This window comes from Alloalcanivorax dieselolei B5, assembly GCF_000300005.1.
In the GTDB taxonomy this organism is placed as follows: domain Bacteria; phylum Pseudomonadota; class Gammaproteobacteria; order Pseudomonadales; family Alcanivoracaceae; genus Alloalcanivorax; species Alloalcanivorax dieselolei.
Genome location: NC_018691.1, coordinates 2,939,587 through 2,955,749, shown reverse-complemented (window position 1 = coordinate 2,955,749; position 16,163 = coordinate 2,939,587). Strand labels below are relative to the sequence as shown.

The window sequence follows — 16,163 nt, the reverse complement described above, 5'->3', positions numbered from 1 at the left end:
GCTGATGGATGGGTTGTTGAACCGTTTTGTAGTGAACCGCCTTGAGCCCGTGGTGCGGGCCGCAGGCTGGGTGGCCCGTGCCGCCGTGCTGATGCTGGTGGTTCTGGTCGCCACCAATGTGCTGCTGCGTTATGTGTTGTCCTGGAGCCCGGTGGGCATGCAGGAAGCCGAATGGCATCTGGTCTCGCCGATCGCGTTGCTCGGCATGGCCTACGCGGTCTATCACCGTGCGGATGTGCGGGTGGATTTTCTCTATGAACGCTTCGGGCCGCGCACGCGTGAAGGGATCGATTTGCTCGCCAGTCTGCTAACCCTGGCCGTCGGCGTACTTATCGCCACGCTGGCGATACCCTATGTGATGCAGTCCTATCACACCGGTGAGGGATCGCCGGATCCTGGCGGCCTGCCTTACCGCTATTTGCTCAAAGTATTCATTCCATTGGGATTCGCGTTACTGGCGTTGCAGGGATTGATCGACGTGCTGCGTGCCGGGGCGCGGTTGTTTTCCCGCGCAGCACCCGAGGATAGCCGGGAGCCCCGCCCATGAGCGGTAATGAGTGGTTGATACTGGCACTGATCGGCGGCTTTCTGACGCTGATGATGATCGGCGTACCGGTGGCCATTTCACTGGCGGTATCGGGATTCACCGTCGGCTTCATCGGCTTCGGTCCCATGCTGTTTTCACTGTTGCCCGCGCGCCTCTACGGCGTGGTCACCAACTACACCATGCTGGCGATCCCACTGTTCGTGTTCATGGGCGTGATGCTGGAAAAATCGCGGGTGGCGGAGGATATGCTGGAAACCATCGGCCGTTTGATGGGGCCGGTGAATGGCGGCATGGGCATCGCCATCGTCATTGTCGGCGTGCTGATGGGGGCGTCCACCGGTATTGTCGGCGCCACCGTGGTGACCGTGGCGATGCTGACCCTGCCGACGCTGATGCGTCGCGGTTACGCCCCGTCCATCGCCTCCGGCACAATCTGCGCGTCGGGCACGCTGGGGCAAATCATTCCTCCCAGTCTGGTGCTGATTCTGCTTGCCGAGATCGTCGGTGAATCGGTGGGCACGCTGTTCGCCGCGGCGTTCCTGCCCGGCTTGGTGCTGGCGCTGGTGTACGTCGTGTTTCTGCTGATACTGGGCCGGTGGCGGCCATCCTGGGTGCCGGCGATTCCCGCCGGGGAACGGGCGACATCGGGCGGGCTGGGCCGTGACCTGCTGCGTACCGTTTTACCGCCGTTGCTGCTGATGATGGCGGTGCTGGGATCGATCATCGCCGGTATCGCCGCGCCCACCGAAGCGGCCTCCATGGGGGCGCTCGGCAGCGCCTTGATCGCGCTCGCCGCCCGCCGTATGAACGCCACGTTGCTACGCGAAACGCTGCACGGCACCTTGACCATCACCGCCATGGTGTTCTTCATCCTGTTGTGCGCTCAGCCCTTCGCGCTGGCCTTCCGTGGGCTCGGAGGCGATAACCTGGTGCATGAGCTGTTCGCGCTGCTGCCCGGGGGCGAAATCGGCGCCGTATTGTTTCTGATGTTGCTGTTGTTCGTGCTCGGCTTCTTTCTCGAGTGGATCGAGATTTCCTATATCGCGTTGCCCATGTTTCTGCCGGTGTTCCATGGCTACGGCACCGACATGGTGTGGCTGGCGACGCTGGTGGCGATGAATCTGCAAATGTCGTTCCTGACGCCGCCGTTTGGCTGGGCGCTGTTCTTCCTCAAGGGTGTGGCACCGCCGGGGATCACCACCCGTCACATCTATCTCGGTGCCTTGCCGTTTGTGTTGTTGCAGATGCTGGCGGTGATGATCCTGTTTTTCGTACCCGAGGTGGCCACCTGGCTGCCCAAGGCCATCGGTTGGTGATTCGCCGGCCTTGCACAAAAAAGATCGCGGTTCTTTTCGCAAGCGCCGGACCTCGGGAACATGAAATTAGAAGTCGCTACAAGGCCGCTGTGGGAGCCAGCCCTGCTGGCGAATAGGGCACAAAGAAAAGATTCGCCAGCAGGGCTGGCTCCTACAGAGGCTTCGTAGTTCGGTCTGTGGGAAGCTGCTTTAGTAGCGATGCGCATAAGCCAGTTGGCCCACAACGGTGCTTCATACGGGGAAGGACCGCGACGGATCAGACGCGCCGCGGACGCAGGGCGATGATGACCGGCACCGCCAGGCACAGCCAGGACAAGGCATCCCACACGCCGTCGGCAAGCAGGGCGGACACCAGCCCCACCGCGCTGATCACACCGATCCAGAACGGGATGCGGAAAATGCCCCATAACCCGGTGGGTTTTGCCACGGCTCGTTGCTGCGTGTTCATGCGGTGTCCTCCAGCAGGTAATCCGGTTCTTCTTCCGTGGCTCGTTTGTTGCCGCGTCTTTTGCCGAGCCACAAGTACAATCCGCTAACGAGCACCACGATGGTGATCAGATCCAGCACCGTCCACAGCAGTTTCAACGGCAGGCCGCCGTAGTCACCGAAGTGCAGCGGTTGTGACAGAAACAGGGTCTGGGCGTACCAGGGCATGGCGCGGGTGGCGGTGATCTCGCCGCTGGCGGCGTCCGCCAGCACCGGAGTCAGCACGCGGCTGGTCACCGGGGTATTGCCCACCAGATAGACGCCGTAGTGATGCGGGCTGGCGAACGGCGTGCCGGGAAAGGCCAGGGTGAGCAGATGGCTGTTCGGGAAAGCGGCCCGCACTTCGCCGGTAACCCGGTCCGCGGCGGCGTAGTGTTCCGGCACCGGCCGGTCCCGATGGGAGGCGCTCATCGCCGCCAGCTCGCTGGCCTGCCACATGCGCTCGATGGGCACCGCCAGGGTATTGATCATTCCAGTCAGGGTGACCACCGCGAGCCAGACCACGGTGACGATGCCCAGCAGGTTGTGCAGATCCAGCCAGCGCAGACGCCGGCTGCGTTGAGTACGTACCGTGGCAAAAGGCTGTTTGCGCATGAACGGCGCGTACAGCACCACGCCGCTGACGATGGCGATCATCACCAGCAGTCCCATCAATCCCAGGAACAGCATGCCCGGCAGCGCGGCGAACAAGTCCACGTGCAGACGCCTCATTACATACATGAAGCCTTCCGTGGGCTGGGCCACCTGCAGTTGCCGGCCATTACGCAGATCGAAGGTCTGGTAGTGGAAGGTTTCCGGGGCGCTCATCGGCGAGGCGCCGGTGGCTACGATGACCAGAGGATCCTCGTCGTCGAAGAACGCATAGAGGACGTGTTCATCCGGGCGGTTGCGGTCCGCCCGGTCGATGATGCTCTGTACCGGCACCGCCGTGTGGTCCTCGGGCAGGGTTTCCAGTTCCGGCAGCGTCAGATGTTCGATCTCATGATGAAAGATCAGCGGCAGACCGGTCAGGCACAGCATCAGCATGAAGACGGTGGCGACCAGGCTGGTCCACTTGTGCACGAAGGACCAGATGCGAAAAGCTCGGGATGTCATGGTTCTTATCTCCGCCGGTGGCCTTACAGATCCATGGTCACGGACAGGGTGAAGGTGCGCGGCACGCCGATGTTCACCCCTTCATAGCCACTCGCCCCTTGCCAGTAATCCTCGCCGAGCGCGTTTTCCAGATTGGCGCGCAGCACCACCGGCGTGCCGGAAAGATTGAGACGATAGCGGGCGCCCAGATCCACCCGGTGCCAGTCGGGAATAGTGCGGGTGTTGGCGGCGTCCAGATAAGCTTCGCCGGTGTAAATCCAGCGGGCGCCGAGACTGATTTGGCCGGACAGGTCCCAGTCGAAACCCAGGTTGGCTTGCTTGCGGGAAACGCCGGGGGCATCGTTGTCGTCATTGTCGCCGCCCTGGGTATCGGTCAGGCGAGGCTGGATATAACTCAGGCCGGAAAGTACGCGCAGGCCCTTCACGGGCTCACCGAAAAGACTCACTTCAACGCCCCGATTACGCTGTTCGCCATCGGCTTTGAAAACATTGTCACTGTTCACGTAGGCGCTGGGTTTTTTGATCTGGAAAGCGGCGAGGGTGGCACCAAACCGGCCGCTGTCGTACTTCGCGCCTACTTCGAACTGTTTGGTTTTATAGGGGGCCAGAATGGTGCCTGGATTGCTGGCGGTGAGCGGCGCGGCATCGCCGGGACTCAGCCCCTGGATGGCGTTGGCATAGAAGGTCAGGTTGTTCAGTGGCATCACCGCCAGGCCAATCAGGGGCGTCCACAGTTGTTCGTTGTAGTCGCTGGTTTTGGCGCCGGTGTTCTGGTCGTAGTTATCAGTCTTGATCCACTGACGGCGAGCTCCCAGGGTCAATTGCAGGCGGTCGTCCAGCATCAACAAGCGATCGGTGAGAGTCAGACCGCTGAATACGTATTCCTGAGTGGTGGGGATGTGGCCATCCAGGGAGGAGTAGTCCACCTCCAGATCCCTGGCTGGATCGTAGAGATTGCCGCTTACCGGTGCGCCAAATTGATAAACGACGCCTTCGCGATGTTTAAGACGATTCACGCTCACCGACCACTGATGGTTCACGGCGCCGGTGGCGAAGCGCCCGCGCAGGCCCGTCTGGGCCACCAGGGTGCGCCGTTCGGCGCGTTGGCGCGCGGAGCCGAAGTTCGACGCGCCGCTGTCCCCATCGGTAACCACAACATTGGCGGCTTCGGTGTCCCATTCATTTTCGCGACCACCGAAGGTAAGAAAGCCGGTGATATGGTCATTGAAGTCGTACTCGGCGTTGTTGGCGATGGATAAGGTCTGGGCGTCGGAGTAGGAGTTTTTCATGCCGAACAGGCGATCGGCGTCCGGTGCGTCCGGCATCGACACGCCTTCCGCCACCTGGATCGGCCGGATCACACCGTTGAGTTTCTCCTTCTGGAACAGCAGATCGGAGGACAGTCGCAAACGCTCGCCCTGATAATCCAGCGCCAGAGTCATCAACGGGAATTCCCGGCTCTGGTCTTCCAGAGCGGTGTCACCCTGACGATAGACGCCGTTGAAGCGCACGCCGAAACGCTTTTCGTCACCGAACCGTCGCCCCACATCCACATGAGTGCCGACCTGACTGTCGGAGGTGTAGTCCACGCTGAGCCGGGTCAGCGGCTGCGCCGCCGCCCGTTTGGGCACCACGTTGATGGCGCCGCCGACGCTGCCGCTGGGGGCCATGCCGTTGAGCAGGGCGTTGGGGCCGCGGATCAGTTCCACCCGCTCGGCGAACTCAATCGGTACCCGCCAATAGGGCAGCAGGCCATAGACGCCATTGAGTGCCACGTCATGGTTGTTCACCGGAAAGCCGCGAATGGTGTAGCTGTCGTTGAGGTCGCCCCGGGCGCCGGTGAGACGTACCGCGGCGCTGTTGTTGACCAGGATATCGGCGACGCTGCGCGCCTGCTGATCGTCCACCAGTTCGGCGGTGTAGGCGGTGATATTGAACGGCGCTTCCATCATATCCATGTCGCCCAGCACGCCAACACGGCCGCCGCTGGCCACCTGACCGCCGGCGTACACCGGCACCGGCATGGCGGCGCTGGAGACCGGGACATCGGCGCTGACGTCGATCGGCGCCAGACGTGACGTCGCCGGTTGGATTCGATAGCCGCCCTGGCCGTTGGTGCGTGCTTGCAACGCCGTGCCCGCCAGCAAGTGCTGGAGACCATCCGCCACCGTATAGCTGCCTTTGAGGCCGGGGCTGCGCAGATCCTTTACCAACTCGGGAGAGAACGACAGCAGGATCCGCGCCTGTTGACCAAAGCGGTTCAGGGCCGCTTCCAGGGGCCCGGCGGGGATGCTGTAGCGCTGCCGTGCTTCCGTATTGGCAGCGGCGCTCTGGGCCTGCGCGGCAACGGGCAGCAGCGGCAGGCCCAGACTGAGGATAACCAGCAGGGACCGTCCCAGGGAGGGAAGGGACCGGCAAGCAAGGGAGGTCAACGAAACGGGCATCAGGGACTCCGGATCAAGGGAGAGATAAGTGGGTTTACCTCTTATGTCCCGTGAGCTTCCGAAAACAGCTCACCCGGAAGACGATTTTGGCAAAATCCGTACCCAATAGCGGGTCAGGAAGCGCACTTCCACCGGCAGGATGCCGGGCAGGGCGGTCAGTACCTGGTCGCTGTCGGCCAGCGGATAGGTGCCGGACAGGCGCAGGTCCGCCACCGCCGGATCGCAACTCAGAGAGCCACTGCGGTAGCGGCTCAGTTCCGCCAGGAAATCCGCCAGACGCTGGTTGCTGGCCACCAGCATGCCGTGGGTCCAGGCCGCGGCGTTGTCGTCCAGCGGAGCCGCCGGCGCCACGCCAAAGGCGTTGAAGCGCCGCTGCTGGCCGGCTGGCACCCTGGCGGCCTGGTACCCCTGGTCGCGGGGATGGATCGCCACCACGCCTTCGAGCACGCTGAGACGAATGGCATCCTCCAGGACCCGCACCGTGAAGCGGGTGCCCAAAGGGCGCAGTTCTCCCTGCCCGGTTTCGACCACCAGCGGGCGGCGGTCCTGGCCGGTGGTGACCATGATTTCGCCGGCAATCAAGCGCAGCCGCCGTTCGTGATCGTCGAACAGCACATCCACGGCGCTGTCGGTATTCAGTGTCAGTTCGGTGCCGTCCTCGAGCCGGTGGGTGGCACGCTCGCCCACCGCGGTGCGCAAGTCCGCCCGCCACACCGGCCAGGCATCACGGGTGCTCCAGGCGCCGCCACCGAGAAACAAGGCGGCGACCAGCGATTGCACCACACGCCGGCGCGTGCGCGACCGGGAAGAGAGGGGAGGCGTGAGCAGGGTAGCCCGGGCCAGCGGCGCCCGGTGCGGCCCGCCGAGATCGCGCAGGCGCTGGTTGACCTGCTCGATGTGCCGCCAGGCGCGGCGGTGATCCGGATTGGCGTGGTGCCAACGGCGAAACGCCTCCTGGCGGTCGGCGGTCATGTCACCGGATTGCCACTCCACCAGCCATTCCACCGCCTGCCGAGCAATCTCCTTGGCAATGTCCGGCGGGGTGGGCAGCCCTTCCTCGGCGTCGGCGGACCAGGACTCACTCATGCACTTTCCAGAGCGAAGTAGCATTGGGCGGAGGCACGAATCAGATAGCGCTTCACCGTGCTGATCGACAGGTTCAGCTTGTCGGCGATGGCCTGATGGGTGAGGCCGTCCAACTGGGCGTAAAGAAAAGCGCGCTTCACCGGCAACGGCAGGTCGCCCAGCATCCGGTCCACCTGGTGCAAGGCTTCCAGCAGCAGGGCGTGCTCCTCCGGCGAGGGCGCCTGCGCCTCGGGCAGCGCCGCCAGACTCTTCAGGTAAGCGGCTTCCACTTGCTCGCGGCGCCAGTGGTTGGACAGCACCCGGCTGGCCAGGGTGGTGAGAAAGGCGCGCGGCTCGCGCACGGTGATGGCCTCCCGGCGTACCAGCAGGCGCATGAAAGTGTCGTGGGTGAGGTCATCGGCACGCTGATGGCAGCCGAGCTTGCGACGGAACCAGCTCACCAGCCAGCGCTGGTGGTCGCCATAAAGCCGATCGATTTGCTGGTGCCACTGGCCGCTACTCGCCATCGCGGATCGTCTTCCCCATGCCCAATCATGATAATAATAATGGTTATCATTATGCGGGCTGGCGGCGCGCCACGCAATCGGGGGAAGGCCCGCCGTCAGGCTGTTTCATGGATCTGTTCGAAACGGATACCGGCTTTGATCAGGCGCTCCAGCAATTGGTCGCGCAGCGCCATCACCGGGGTGATGACGCCGGTATCTCGCGGTTGGCCCGGATCCAGAGCCAGCGCCATGGCGGTTTCGGCGAGCATGCAGGCGGTTTCGTCATAGCCGGGATCGCCACCGGACACCTGGCACAGCACCTCGCTGTCTCCGCAACGACCGCGCAGCCGCACCTGGAACCAGGAGCGGGCACGGGTGGCCGCGTCCGGGCCGTCGCCAGCGGGGCGGCGTTGCAGCAGCCAGCGCCGCAGCGGGCCCACTTGCGCCGCGCCGATCAGCGCGCCGACGGCGGCGGCACCCAGGCCCAGCTTGAGCGGATTGCCGCTGGCCAGATAATGGCCGTAGCGGAATTGCGGGCCATAGCGCTCCAGCGCGCGGGCGGAGCGCAGCACCACCATCGGGTCGATGGTCGGCAGCGGTGCCAGCCAGCCGCCCAGATCCGTGTCATGTCGGGCCCGGAAAGGCAGAGTGGCGACCTGTCTCGGATAGTCCCGGCGCAGTTGCTCGTTGGCCTGGCGCAGGCTGTCGCGATTGGCGCCGGGGCGGGCGAAGGCTTCCAGGGCGGAATGCCAGGTGCCACCGGAAAACTGCGCCGAGGCGGTCAGCGCCCCTTCCACCGTTACCGGCTGGTCCAGCGGGCGGCCGTGGGCCTGGATCAGCCGGTTGATGGTGAACAGCACGCCGGCGTCGTGGGGAATGGAGTCGAAGCCGCAACTGTTGACGATGGCACAGCCGGCGTCGCGGGCGGCGGCATGGTGCTCCAGCAGCAGACGATTGACGAACTCCGGTTCACCGGTGAGATCACAATAGTGGGTACCCTGGCCGATGCAGGCCCGCACCAGCGGTTCACCATGACGGACATAGGGCCCCACCGTACTGACCAGCACCCGCGTCCTGGCGGCCATGGCATTAAGGCTGGTGTCGTCGTCACTGCAGGCAATCAGCAGATCCGGACGGTGACCGCGCTGCTCCAGGGCGGCGGCGATTTTCTCCAGACGATCACGGTGCCGTCCGGCGATGGCCCAGCGGACATCCCGGGGCAAATGACAGCTCAGATAGCGGGCGGTGAGCCCGCCGGTGAAACCGGTGGCGCCGTACAACACCAAGGCATAGGGACGTGTGTCGCTCATGCTGCCCCCCGATCCTGTTCAGAACTGGTATTCCAGTGTACCTTCCCCGCCGTTTCTGGCCCATCATAGAGTTCTTTGCACACCGGCTTTTTGGCCAATACGAAAAAACGTTCGGGAGACAACATGGAAATGACGGTGGAGCGCCGCTATCCGGTGGATGTGGAAACGTTGTACGCGATTCTCACCAGCAAGGCATTTTTCGAGCAGCGTTATGCCTGGGGAAGGGTGGAGGATTATCGCTTCGATGCCTTTGAGCAGACCGGGGACGGCGCGCTGATTCGCATCGTCCAGCCGATTGCCATCCGCGCCGATAAAATTCCCGGTTTCGCCCGCCGCTTTCTGCCCACCCGGGCCGACCTGACCACGGAATTCCGCTGGCACCCGGCGCCGGAAGGCGGCTACCGTGCGGAATACCGCTTCGCCCTCGGCAATGTGCCGGTGAAAGTCAGCGGCACCATGACCCTGTTACCCGGCAGCGATGGCGGCGGCGAATCCCGCCAGATCACCCAGGTGGCGGTGCGCTCCTCGGTGCCCCTGGTGGGCGGCAAACTGGAAAAACTGATCGGCCAGCGTTTTGACCAGGCCTTGGAAGGGGACTATCGAGCCACGCTGCGGTACATAAAAGAAAAGACAGTTGACAGTTGATAGTGGACAGTTGACAGCGAAAAAGACAAAAAAGCCCGATCTTTAGCCGCTGTGGGAAGCTTGTTTTCGCTGTCCACTGTCAACTGCTTATAAAGTTAACTGCGTTTTTTCCACTTGTGGAAAAAACGCATGGGGTTGCGTCGTTTGCGGCGCCAGGCGCGGCGGGCTTCTGCTTGCGGGAAGATATACAGCGGTCGTTTGGCGGCGGCGGTGAGAATGTCTTGTGCCACCGTATCAACGTCGTCGGCGGCGCGGCGCATGGCCCGTTCCAAGCGTGCCCGGCTGAGCGGGTCGGCGCCGGTGAGGCGCTGATGCAGCGTGCTGGCGAACAGGTCGGGGCAGGCCACGCTGACGGCGATGTCGGTGCCAGCCAGCTCCGCCGCCAGCGCCTCGCTGAGGCGCACCAGGGCGCCGCTGCAGGCGGCGTAGCTGCTCAATCCAGGCGGCCCGGTGATACCCGCCAGCGCCGCGATGTTGATCAAATGGCCGCTGTTCTGCCGTTTCATCTGCGCCAGCGCCGCCCGGCACACGTACACCGTTCCCATTACATTGGTCCGCCACAGCGTTTCCCAGCCGTGGTTACCGAGCGCCTCGAACGGACCGGTGTCGGCGACGCCGGCGTTGTTGATCACCACGTCCAGCCGCTCCCAGCGCCGCTGTATCCGTTCCATCGCCTGGCGCACCGCGCGTTCGTCACTGACGTCGGCATGCAGAAACAACACCTCGCCGGTACGGCCGCGCAAGGTGTTGGCCAGGGTTTGCCCGGCCAGTTCATCACGATCCAGCAGCGCCAGCCGGTAATCATCAACGGCCGCCCGGGCCAGGGCGGCGCCCAGACCGTGGGCGGCACCGGTGATCAGCATCACGGGGCTACTCTGACTCATGGCCGGTGCTCGCGCCGCGGGCCGGGTCTACACCGCATGGCGTTGGCCATCCAGTTGGCGCATCGGGGTTTGTAGCACGTTTTCCTCGCCTTCACTGCGGGCCAGCAGGACGGCGCCGACGCTGTCGCCCCACACATTCACCGCGGTACGGCACATGTCGAGAATACGGTCGGTGACCAGAATCAAACCAATCGCTTCCGCCGGCAGGCCGATGATGCCGAGGATCACGGTGATCGCCACCAGGCTGGCGGCGGGGATGCTGGCGACGCCGATGGAAGTGATCAGGGCGGTGAACACAATGGCGAACTGCATGCCGAAGGACAAATCCAGACCATAGGCCTGGGCGATAAAAATGGCGGCGGCGCATTCGTACAGCGCGGTGCCGTCCATGTTCACGGTGGCGCCCAGCGGCAGCACGAAACTGGCGGTGCGCTTGGAAACACCGGACCGCTTTTGCACGCAATCCATGGTCAACGGCAAGGTGGCGGCGGAGCTGGCCGAGGAGAACGCGGTCATCAGTGCCGGTGACATGGCCTGGAAATGGCGCCAGGGGGAGCGTTGCGCCAACACCCGGATCAGCAGTGGCATCACCACGAAGGCATGCAGGAACAGGGCGGCGAGTACCGTGAAGAAGAACCACAGCAGCGGTTCCAGGGCGTCCAGCCCGGTGCGGGTGACGGTGGCGGCGATCAGGCCGAACACGCCCAACGGGGCGAAACGGATGATTAGCATGGTGATGCTGACCATCACCTCGTAGAACCCCTCGACCATGTTGCGCAGGGTGTCGCCCGGCGCGCCGGCCAGCGTCCGCAGGAAAAAGCCGAACAGCAGCGAGAACACGATCAGCCCCAGCATCTGGCCATCGGCGGCGGCCTGCACCAGATTGGGCGGTAACATTTGCAGCAGAATCTGAGTGAACTCGCCGGCGCCCCGGCCTTCGATTTTCTGTAGCACGTCCTGGGTGTTGGCGGCGAAGCCCAGCAGGTCCCGGGCCGGTTCGCCGTCGATGATGCCCGGGGTGATGAGATTCACCAGCAACAAACCGATCAGAATGGCGATCAGGCTGGTGCTCATATAGAACAGCACGGTCTTGGCGCCCAGTCGGCCCAGGTTCTTGCCCTGGCCAACGTTGATCAGACCACTGATGATGGCGGTGGTGATCAAGGGCACCACCAGCATTTTCAAGGCATTGATGAACAACGTGCCGATCAGGTCATAGGCTTCGATAACGGCGATGCCCAATATCCGGGTATCTTCACTGGTCACCCAGCCCGCCAGCCCGCCCAAAATCATGGCGAGAAAAATCTGGTGATGCAGTTTCATAAAGTGCCCCACTGCGTTGTTTTTCTTACTTAAGCATACCGGAGGAAACGGTGGCGAGTGAAACCGCCTCTTGCCCGGTCAGGCCGCGCCGGTGGCGGATCGCGGCTCATCGGCTCCGCACAGGGTCAGAATCTGCCGGTACTGCCGATCCGTTATCTGCTGGATCGACAGTCGTGGGCGGGTCACCAGTTCCATGTCGGCAAACTCCGCGTGATCGCGGATGGTCGCCAGGGAGAGCGGTTCGGGAAAGTGGCGCCGGTAGCGCACATCCACCTGATACCAGCGCGGGTTGTCCGGGTGGCTACGCGGATCCTCGCCGGCGCCGCCGGTAATGAATTGAGAGGGATCCGGATAGGCGTCGGACACCACTTCCGCCTCGCCGACGATGGCGGGTACCTTGCAACTGGAATGGTAAATCAGAACGCGGTCACCGTTGCTCACTTCATCGCGCAACCGGTTGCGAGCCTGATAGTTGCGCACGCCATCCCAGCCGGAGGTGCCGTCCGGGGCGGCTTGTAAGTCGTTCAGGCTGAAGGCGTCGGGTTCGGTTTTGAATAACCAGATGCGCATGGCTTCCTCATTCAGTGTCCGCGAAAAAAGGAGGGCGTGATTATTATGGGCAGCGGCGATTTTTTCTTTACTACCTGCCTTTGACACTGGCGGCAAGGGGGCTATTCCCTGCGTCGGGAGGAAGTTCACTGAGTAGCCGGGTTCTCGCCTGCTCCAGCGATAACGCCGTGCTGACGGTAAACGCCGGCTTATTGAGTGTCAGCATCATGTGCGCGAAGGTTCGGTTGAGCGCGCTTTCCAGCACGATGACCTTGTGCGCGGTGATCCGCGCGAAATCGTTGCCGCAGGCGAAGCGCGCGGCACGCATGTCGAGGCTGCCGATATTGCCGCGGTAGATGACGTGCTGACGCCGTTCGCCATGCATATGAAACAGCGCCAGTCGCTGACGGTAGATACGCCACTGCACCGCCGGATCCACATCAATGCCATCGGGCAGTTCGACCAGGGTCAAGGGGCCGTCCTGACGGACGGTGAGGGAGGGCATGGGGTTATCGCATCCTGCTTATTTTGGGCAACCTTATGAGAGTGGCGCAGGTGGGCTTGGGAAATCAATCCGGTGAAAGTGCTATGTGGGCGGCCAGAGGACCGCGATCCTCCATCCCGCGCCGTTCTATGCTAATCTTGCGCGCCCATTCGTGGAGGTCCTCAGGTGATCGACGAGATTCAGCAACAACAGGCCCTGGCCACCCTGCGCACGCCCCGGGATTGTCTGCGTTGGGGCGAGAGCTGCCTGCGCCGCGGCGGGGTGTTTCTGGGCCACGGCACCGACGACCACGGTGACGAGGCGCTGGCGCTGCTGCTGCATGTGCTGGCCTTGCCCCACGACAGCGACCCCCGCATGCTCGATGCCCGTTTGCTGCCCCATGAAGTGGAAGCCTTCGTGGCCCTGCTGGCGCGCCGTGTCAACGAGCGGGTGCCGACGCCGTATCTGACCGGCCAGGCCTGGTTCTGCGGTCTGCCGTTCCAGGTGGACGAGCGGGTGCTGATCCCCCGTTCGCCCATCGCCGAACTGATCGAAGCCGGTTTCCAGCCCTGGTTGGATCCGGAGCAGCCAGTGCGTGCACTGGATTTGTGCACCGGGGGCGGTTGCATCGCCATCGCCACGGCCTTGGCCCTGGAAGACGCCGAGGTGGACGCCAGCGATATTTCCGCCGACGCACTGGCGGTGTGCCAGGCCAACATCGACCACTATGGTCTCGGGGACCGGGTGCGGGCGGTGCTTGCGGATGGCTTTGACGGCTTGCGGGGAGGTTATGATCTGATCGTGTCCAACCCGCCTTACGTGGACGCCGCCGATCTCGCCGGCATGCCCGAGGAATTCCACCACGAGCCGGAACTGGCACTGGGCTCCGGCGCCGATGGCCTGGATTTCACCCGCCGCATTCTGGCCCGGGCCGCCGATTATCTGAATGACGACGGTGTGTTGATCGTGGAAGTGGGCAACAGCGACCAACACGTGATGGCGACCTGGCCGGAGGTGCCGTTCCTGTGGCTGGAGTTCGAGCGCGGCGGCCATGGCGTTTTTCTGCTGACACGGCAACAATTGATCGACCATCGTGAGTATTTCGCCGGCTGACCGGCGTCCCCTGATCGAGGAGCACGAATGTCTGGGAACAGTTTTGGTGAACGGTTTCGGGTGACCACCTTCGGTGAGAGTCACGGCCCGGCGCTCGGGGCCATCGTCGACGGCTGCCCGCCGGGGCTGGCGTTGAGCGAGGCGGACCTGCAGGGCGAGCTGGATCGGCGCAAACCCGGCACCAGCCGTTACACCACCCAGCGGCGCGAACCGGATCAGGTGCGCATCCTCTCCGGCGTGTTCGAAGGCAAGACCACCGGCACGCCGATCGGCTTGCTGATCGAGAACACCGATCAGAAATCCAAGGATTACAGCGAGATCGCCAACACCTTCCGTCCCGGTCACGCCGACTACACCTACACCCAGAAGTATGGCTTCCGTGATTACCGCGGCGGCGGGCGCTCCTCCGCCCGGGAAACCGCCATGCGCGTGGCCGCCGGCGCCATCGCCCGCAAGTTTCTGGCTGAGCGGATCGGGGTGCGGATTTACGGCGGCGTCGAGCAGATCGGCGATATCCGTGCCGAACAGTTTGACTGGAGCACGGTCAACGACAACCCGTTCTTCTTTCCGGACGCCGACAAAGTCCCTGAACTGGAAGCGCTGATCAACGCCCTGCGCAAGGACGGTTCTTCCATCGGCGCCCGGGTCACGGTGTTCGCCGACGGTGTGCCGCCGGGCTGGGGTGAGCCGGTGTTCGACCGCCTCGACGCGGATCTGGCCAAGGCTCTGATGTCGATCAACGCGGTGAAAGCGGTGGAAGTGGGCGATGGCTTCGGAGTGGTCAACCAGCGCGGCGAACAGCACCGCGACGAGATGACCCCGCAAGGCTTCGTCAGCAACCATGCCGGCGGTGTCCTCGGCGGCATCAGCTCCGGCCAGCGCCTGCGCGCCAGCATCGCCCTCAAGCCCACCTCCAGCATTCTGATCCCGGGCCGCAGCCTGACCCTGGACGGCCAGCCCACCGAAGTGGTCACCAAGGGCCGCCACGACCCCTGCGTCGGCGTGCGCGCCACCCCCATCGCCGAAGCCATGATGGCGCTGGTGCTGATGGACCACTACCTGCGCCACCGGGCGCAGAACGCGGACGTGGTGGCGCCCTTGTCGCCGGTGCCCGGCGACAAGGGCAGTTGATAGTTGACAGTGGACAGTTGACAGCGTGAACCGGCCCCAAAAAAGTAGACACCTTCATTAACGAGGAAGGTGTATGCAATTTCGCAGCAAGCGTCGGTTTAGTGACGCGTTCAAACGCGAGGCCGTTGAGGCCTCGCTGTCCAGCCCACAGACACAAAGACAGATCGCTGCCAAACTAGGGGTTCATCCGACCTTACTGAGCCGCTGGCGGCAGGAGTGGATTGTGGGTAAGTCATCCTCCAAGAAACCGGTCCGTAATGCGGGCCCGACCAAGAGCCTTGAGGAGCTGGAGCGGGAAAATGCCCGCCTGAAGAAACAGCTGAAACGGGCGGAGATGGAGAGGGACATCCTAAAAAAGGCGGACGAGTACTTCGCCAAGCTCCAGAAATGAGGTTTGCCTTCATTGACGGGCACCGTGACCGCTGGCCAGTGACGGTGTTGTGCGAAGTACTCGACGTATCTCGGGCGGGGTATTACCGGTGGTGCCACGCCCCCTGCCGGCCCAGCGCCCGGCGCCAACGGTGGCGGACCTTGCAGACGTTCCTGCTGGAGCAGGCGAAACAACAGGATGGGGTGCCGGGTTACCGCAAGCTGTGGTTGGATGCGCAGGCGGCAGGCTTTGCCTGCGGCAAGAATCAGGTTCAACGGCTGCTACGGGCCTGCGGATACCGTTCTAGCGTGGCGACGAAACCGGGGCATCGGCGCCCCAGCAGCGGGTTGCCAGTGCTACCGAACCTGCTGAACCGTCAGTTCAATGTAGCTCACCCCAACCAGGTGTGGGTGTCGGATATTACCCAACTGCCGTGTCAGGAGGGTTGGCTGTATGTGGCGGTGATCTTGGACCTGTGCACCCGTCAGGTGGTGGGTCGAGCGCTGGGGCGGGTCAACGACTCGGGCCTGGTGCTGCGTGCTCTGGAGCAGGCCTGGGCGTGCCGTCAGCCTCGAGGAAAAGACCTGCTGTTCCACTCGGATCAGGGCGTCCAATACCGCAACGAGGCGGTGATGGGCTGGCTCAATGACCGGGATGTCACGATCAGCATGTCGCGCCCGGGCAACTGCTGGGATAACGCCTGTGCGGAGAGCTTCTTCGCCTTGTTGAAGAAGGAGTGGACGAAGCGTCTAGGGTTGATCGGCCGGGACGAAATGGCCGATGAAATCCAGTACTATACGGACCACTTCTACCCCAAAGTACGGCGCCACATGACGTTGGGAGGGCTCACCCCCAACGACTATGCGGCTACTTTATAATCGGTGTCTACTTAAAT

Annotated in this window: 16 protein-coding genes; 6 read left to right on the top strand and 10 right to left on the bottom strand. The window is 63.4% G+C overall.

Going from position 1 to position 16,163, the window contains the following annotated elements:
• Window positions 1–4: 4 nt before the first annotated feature.
• Window positions 5–547 (top strand): TRAP transporter small permease subunit, encoded by a 543-nt coding sequence (locus tag B5T_RS13140; protein WP_041717023.1) that lies wholly within the window; start codon window positions 5–7, stop codon window positions 545–547.
• Window positions 544–1,863, top strand: a complete 1,320-nt coding sequence (locus tag B5T_RS13135; protein ID WP_014994994.1) for a TRAP transporter large permease — start codon at window positions 544–546, stop codon at window positions 1,861–1,863. Before B5T_RS13140 ends, B5T_RS13135 begins: the two co-directional genes overlap by 4 nt.
• Window positions 1,864–2,119: 256 nt before the next feature.
• Here the strand turns inward: B5T_RS13135 and B5T_RS13130 are convergent, their stop codons facing one another.
• The 6 genes from B5T_RS13130 to B5T_RS13105 all read right to left on the bottom strand — a co-directional run bounded on the left by B5T_RS13130 (window position 2,120) and on the right by B5T_RS13105 (window position 8,769).
• Complete coding sequence (locus tag B5T_RS13130) at window positions 2,120–2,311, bottom strand: hypothetical protein (RefSeq protein ID WP_014994993.1); 192 nt, start codon at window positions 2,309–2,311, stop codon at window positions 2,120–2,122.
• On the bottom strand, window positions 2,308–3,444 hold the full coding sequence (locus B5T_RS13125) for a PepSY-associated TM helix domain-containing protein (RefSeq protein ID WP_014994992.1): 1,137 nt from the start codon (window positions 3,442–3,444) through the stop codon (window positions 2,308–2,310). Before B5T_RS13125 ends, B5T_RS13130 begins: the two co-directional genes overlap by 4 nt.
• Before the next feature lie 23 nt (window positions 3,445–3,467).
• Complete coding sequence (locus B5T_RS13120) at window positions 3,468–5,888, bottom strand: TonB-dependent receptor (protein ID WP_014994991.1); 2,421 nt, start codon at window positions 5,886–5,888, stop codon at window positions 3,468–3,470.
• 69 nt (window positions 5,889–5,957) lie between these two features.
• Entirely contained in the window at window positions 5,958–6,974 is a 1,017-nt protein-coding gene (locus B5T_RS13115) for a FecR domain-containing protein (RefSeq protein ID WP_014994990.1), read from the bottom strand.
• On the bottom strand, window positions 6,971–7,480 hold the full coding sequence (locus B5T_RS13110; RefSeq protein ID WP_014994989.1) for a sigma-70 family RNA polymerase sigma factor: 510 nt from the start codon (window positions 7,478–7,480) through the stop codon (window positions 6,971–6,973). The genes B5T_RS13115 and B5T_RS13110 overlap by 4 nt, the downstream gene beginning before the upstream one ends.
• 95 nt (window positions 7,481–7,575) lie before the next feature.
• A complete protein-coding gene (locus B5T_RS13105) occupies window positions 7,576–8,769 on the bottom strand; it encodes a saccharopine dehydrogenase family protein (RefSeq protein ID WP_014994988.1) in 1,194 nt (397 codons plus the stop codon).
• A 123-nt stretch (window positions 8,770–8,892) separates the two neighbouring features.
• Between B5T_RS13105 and B5T_RS13100 the strand changes: the two genes are divergently transcribed.
• On the top strand, window positions 8,893–9,414 hold the full coding sequence (locus tag B5T_RS13100; RefSeq protein WP_014994987.1) for a DUF2505 domain-containing protein: 522 nt from the start codon (window positions 8,893–8,895) through the stop codon (window positions 9,412–9,414).
• 95 nt (window positions 9,415–9,509) lie between these two features.
• Here the strand turns inward: B5T_RS13100 and B5T_RS13095 are convergent, their stop codons facing one another.
• The 4 genes from B5T_RS13095 to B5T_RS13080 form a co-directional block, all read right to left on the bottom strand.
• Window positions 9,510–10,298 (bottom strand): SDR family NAD(P)-dependent oxidoreductase, encoded by a 789-nt coding sequence (locus tag B5T_RS13095; protein ID WP_081586877.1) that lies wholly within the window; start codon window positions 10,296–10,298, stop codon window positions 9,510–9,512.
• Window positions 10,299–10,325: 27 nt separating this feature from the next.
• On the bottom strand, window positions 10,326–11,621 hold the full coding sequence (locus B5T_RS13090; protein WP_014994985.1) for a dicarboxylate/amino acid:cation symporter: 1,296 nt from the start codon (window positions 11,619–11,621) through the stop codon (window positions 10,326–10,328).
• 78 nt (window positions 11,622–11,699) lie between these two features.
• Window positions 11,700–12,191 (bottom strand): EVE domain-containing protein, encoded by a 492-nt coding sequence (locus B5T_RS13085; protein ID WP_014994984.1) that lies wholly within the window; start codon window positions 12,189–12,191, stop codon window positions 11,700–11,702.
• Between the two features lie 70 nt (window positions 12,192–12,261).
• A complete protein-coding gene (locus tag B5T_RS13080; protein ID WP_014994983.1) occupies window positions 12,262–12,675 on the bottom strand; it encodes a hypothetical protein in 414 nt (137 codons plus the stop codon).
• 165 nt (window positions 12,676–12,840) lie between these two features.
• Here B5T_RS13080 and prmB point away from each other — a divergent pair, with 165 nt between their 5' ends.
• From prmB to B5T_RS13060, 3 genes are all read left to right on the top strand, one after another.
• A complete protein-coding gene (gene prmB, locus B5T_RS13075; RefSeq protein ID WP_014994982.1) occupies window positions 12,841–13,767 on the top strand; it encodes a 50S ribosomal protein L3 N(5)-glutamine methyltransferase in 927 nt (308 codons plus the stop codon).
• A 27-nt stretch (window positions 13,768–13,794) separates the two neighbouring features.
• Window positions 13,795–14,898 carry a chorismate synthase gene (gene aroC, locus B5T_RS13070; RefSeq protein WP_014994981.1) on the top strand — a complete coding sequence of 368 codons (1,104 nt, stop codon included), beginning with the start codon at window positions 13,795–13,797 and terminating at the stop codon, window positions 14,896–14,898.
• 73 nt (window positions 14,899–14,971) lie between these two features.
• A protein-coding gene (locus B5T_RS13060) for an IS3 family transposase (protein ID WP_085942833.1) occupies window positions 14,972–16,146 on the top strand; the annotation gives its coding sequence in 2 pieces (ribosomal slippage) (window positions 14,972–15,263 and window positions 15,263–16,146; 1,176 coding nt in all).
• Window positions 16,147–16,163: the final 17 nt, after the last annotated feature.

Coding starts and splice junctions, on each gene's coding strand:
- B5T_RS13140 (WP_041717023.1), top strand. CDS start 5: ATGGATGGGTTGTTGAACCGTTTTGTAGTGAACCGCCTTGAGCCCGTG.
- B5T_RS13135 (WP_014994994.1), top strand. CDS start 544: ATGAGCGGTAATGAGTGGTTGATACTGGCACTGATCGGCGGCTTTCTG.
- B5T_RS13130 (WP_014994993.1), bottom strand. CDS start 2,311: ATGAACACGCAGCAACGAGCCGTGGCAAAACCCACCGGGTTATGGGGC.
- B5T_RS13125 (WP_014994992.1), bottom strand. CDS start 3,444: ATGACATCCCGAGCTTTTCGCATCTGGTCCTTCGTGCACAAGTGGACC.
- B5T_RS13120 (WP_014994991.1), bottom strand. CDS start 5,888: ATGCCCGTTTCGTTGACCTCCCTTGCTTGCCGGTCCCTTCCCTCCCTG.
- B5T_RS13115 (WP_014994990.1), bottom strand. CDS start 6,974: ATGAGTGAGTCCTGGTCCGCCGACGCCGAGGAAGGGCTGCCCACCCCG.
- B5T_RS13110 (WP_014994989.1), bottom strand. CDS start 7,480: ATGGCGAGTAGCGGCCAGTGGCACCAGCAAATCGATCGGCTTTATGGC.
- B5T_RS13105 (WP_014994988.1), bottom strand. CDS start 8,769: ATGAGCGACACACGTCCCTATGCCTTGGTGTTGTACGGCGCCACCGGT.
- B5T_RS13100 (WP_014994987.1), top strand. CDS start 8,893: ATGGAAATGACGGTGGAGCGCCGCTATCCGGTGGATGTGGAAACGTTG.
- B5T_RS13095 (WP_081586877.1), bottom strand. CDS start 10,298: ATGAGTCAGAGTAGCCCCGTGATGCTGATCACCGGTGCCGCCCACGGT.
- B5T_RS13090 (WP_014994985.1), bottom strand. CDS start 11,621: ATGAAACTGCATCACCAGATTTTTCTCGCCATGATTTTGGGCGGGCTG.
- B5T_RS13085 (WP_014994984.1), bottom strand. CDS start 12,191: ATGCGCATCTGGTTATTCAAAACCGAACCCGACGCCTTCAGCCTGAAC.
- B5T_RS13080 (WP_014994983.1), bottom strand. CDS start 12,675: ATGCCCTCCCTCACCGTCCGTCAGGACGGCCCCTTGACCCTGGTCGAA.
- aroC (WP_014994981.1), top strand. CDS start 13,795: ATGTCTGGGAACAGTTTTGGTGAACGGTTTCGGGTGACCACCTTCGGT.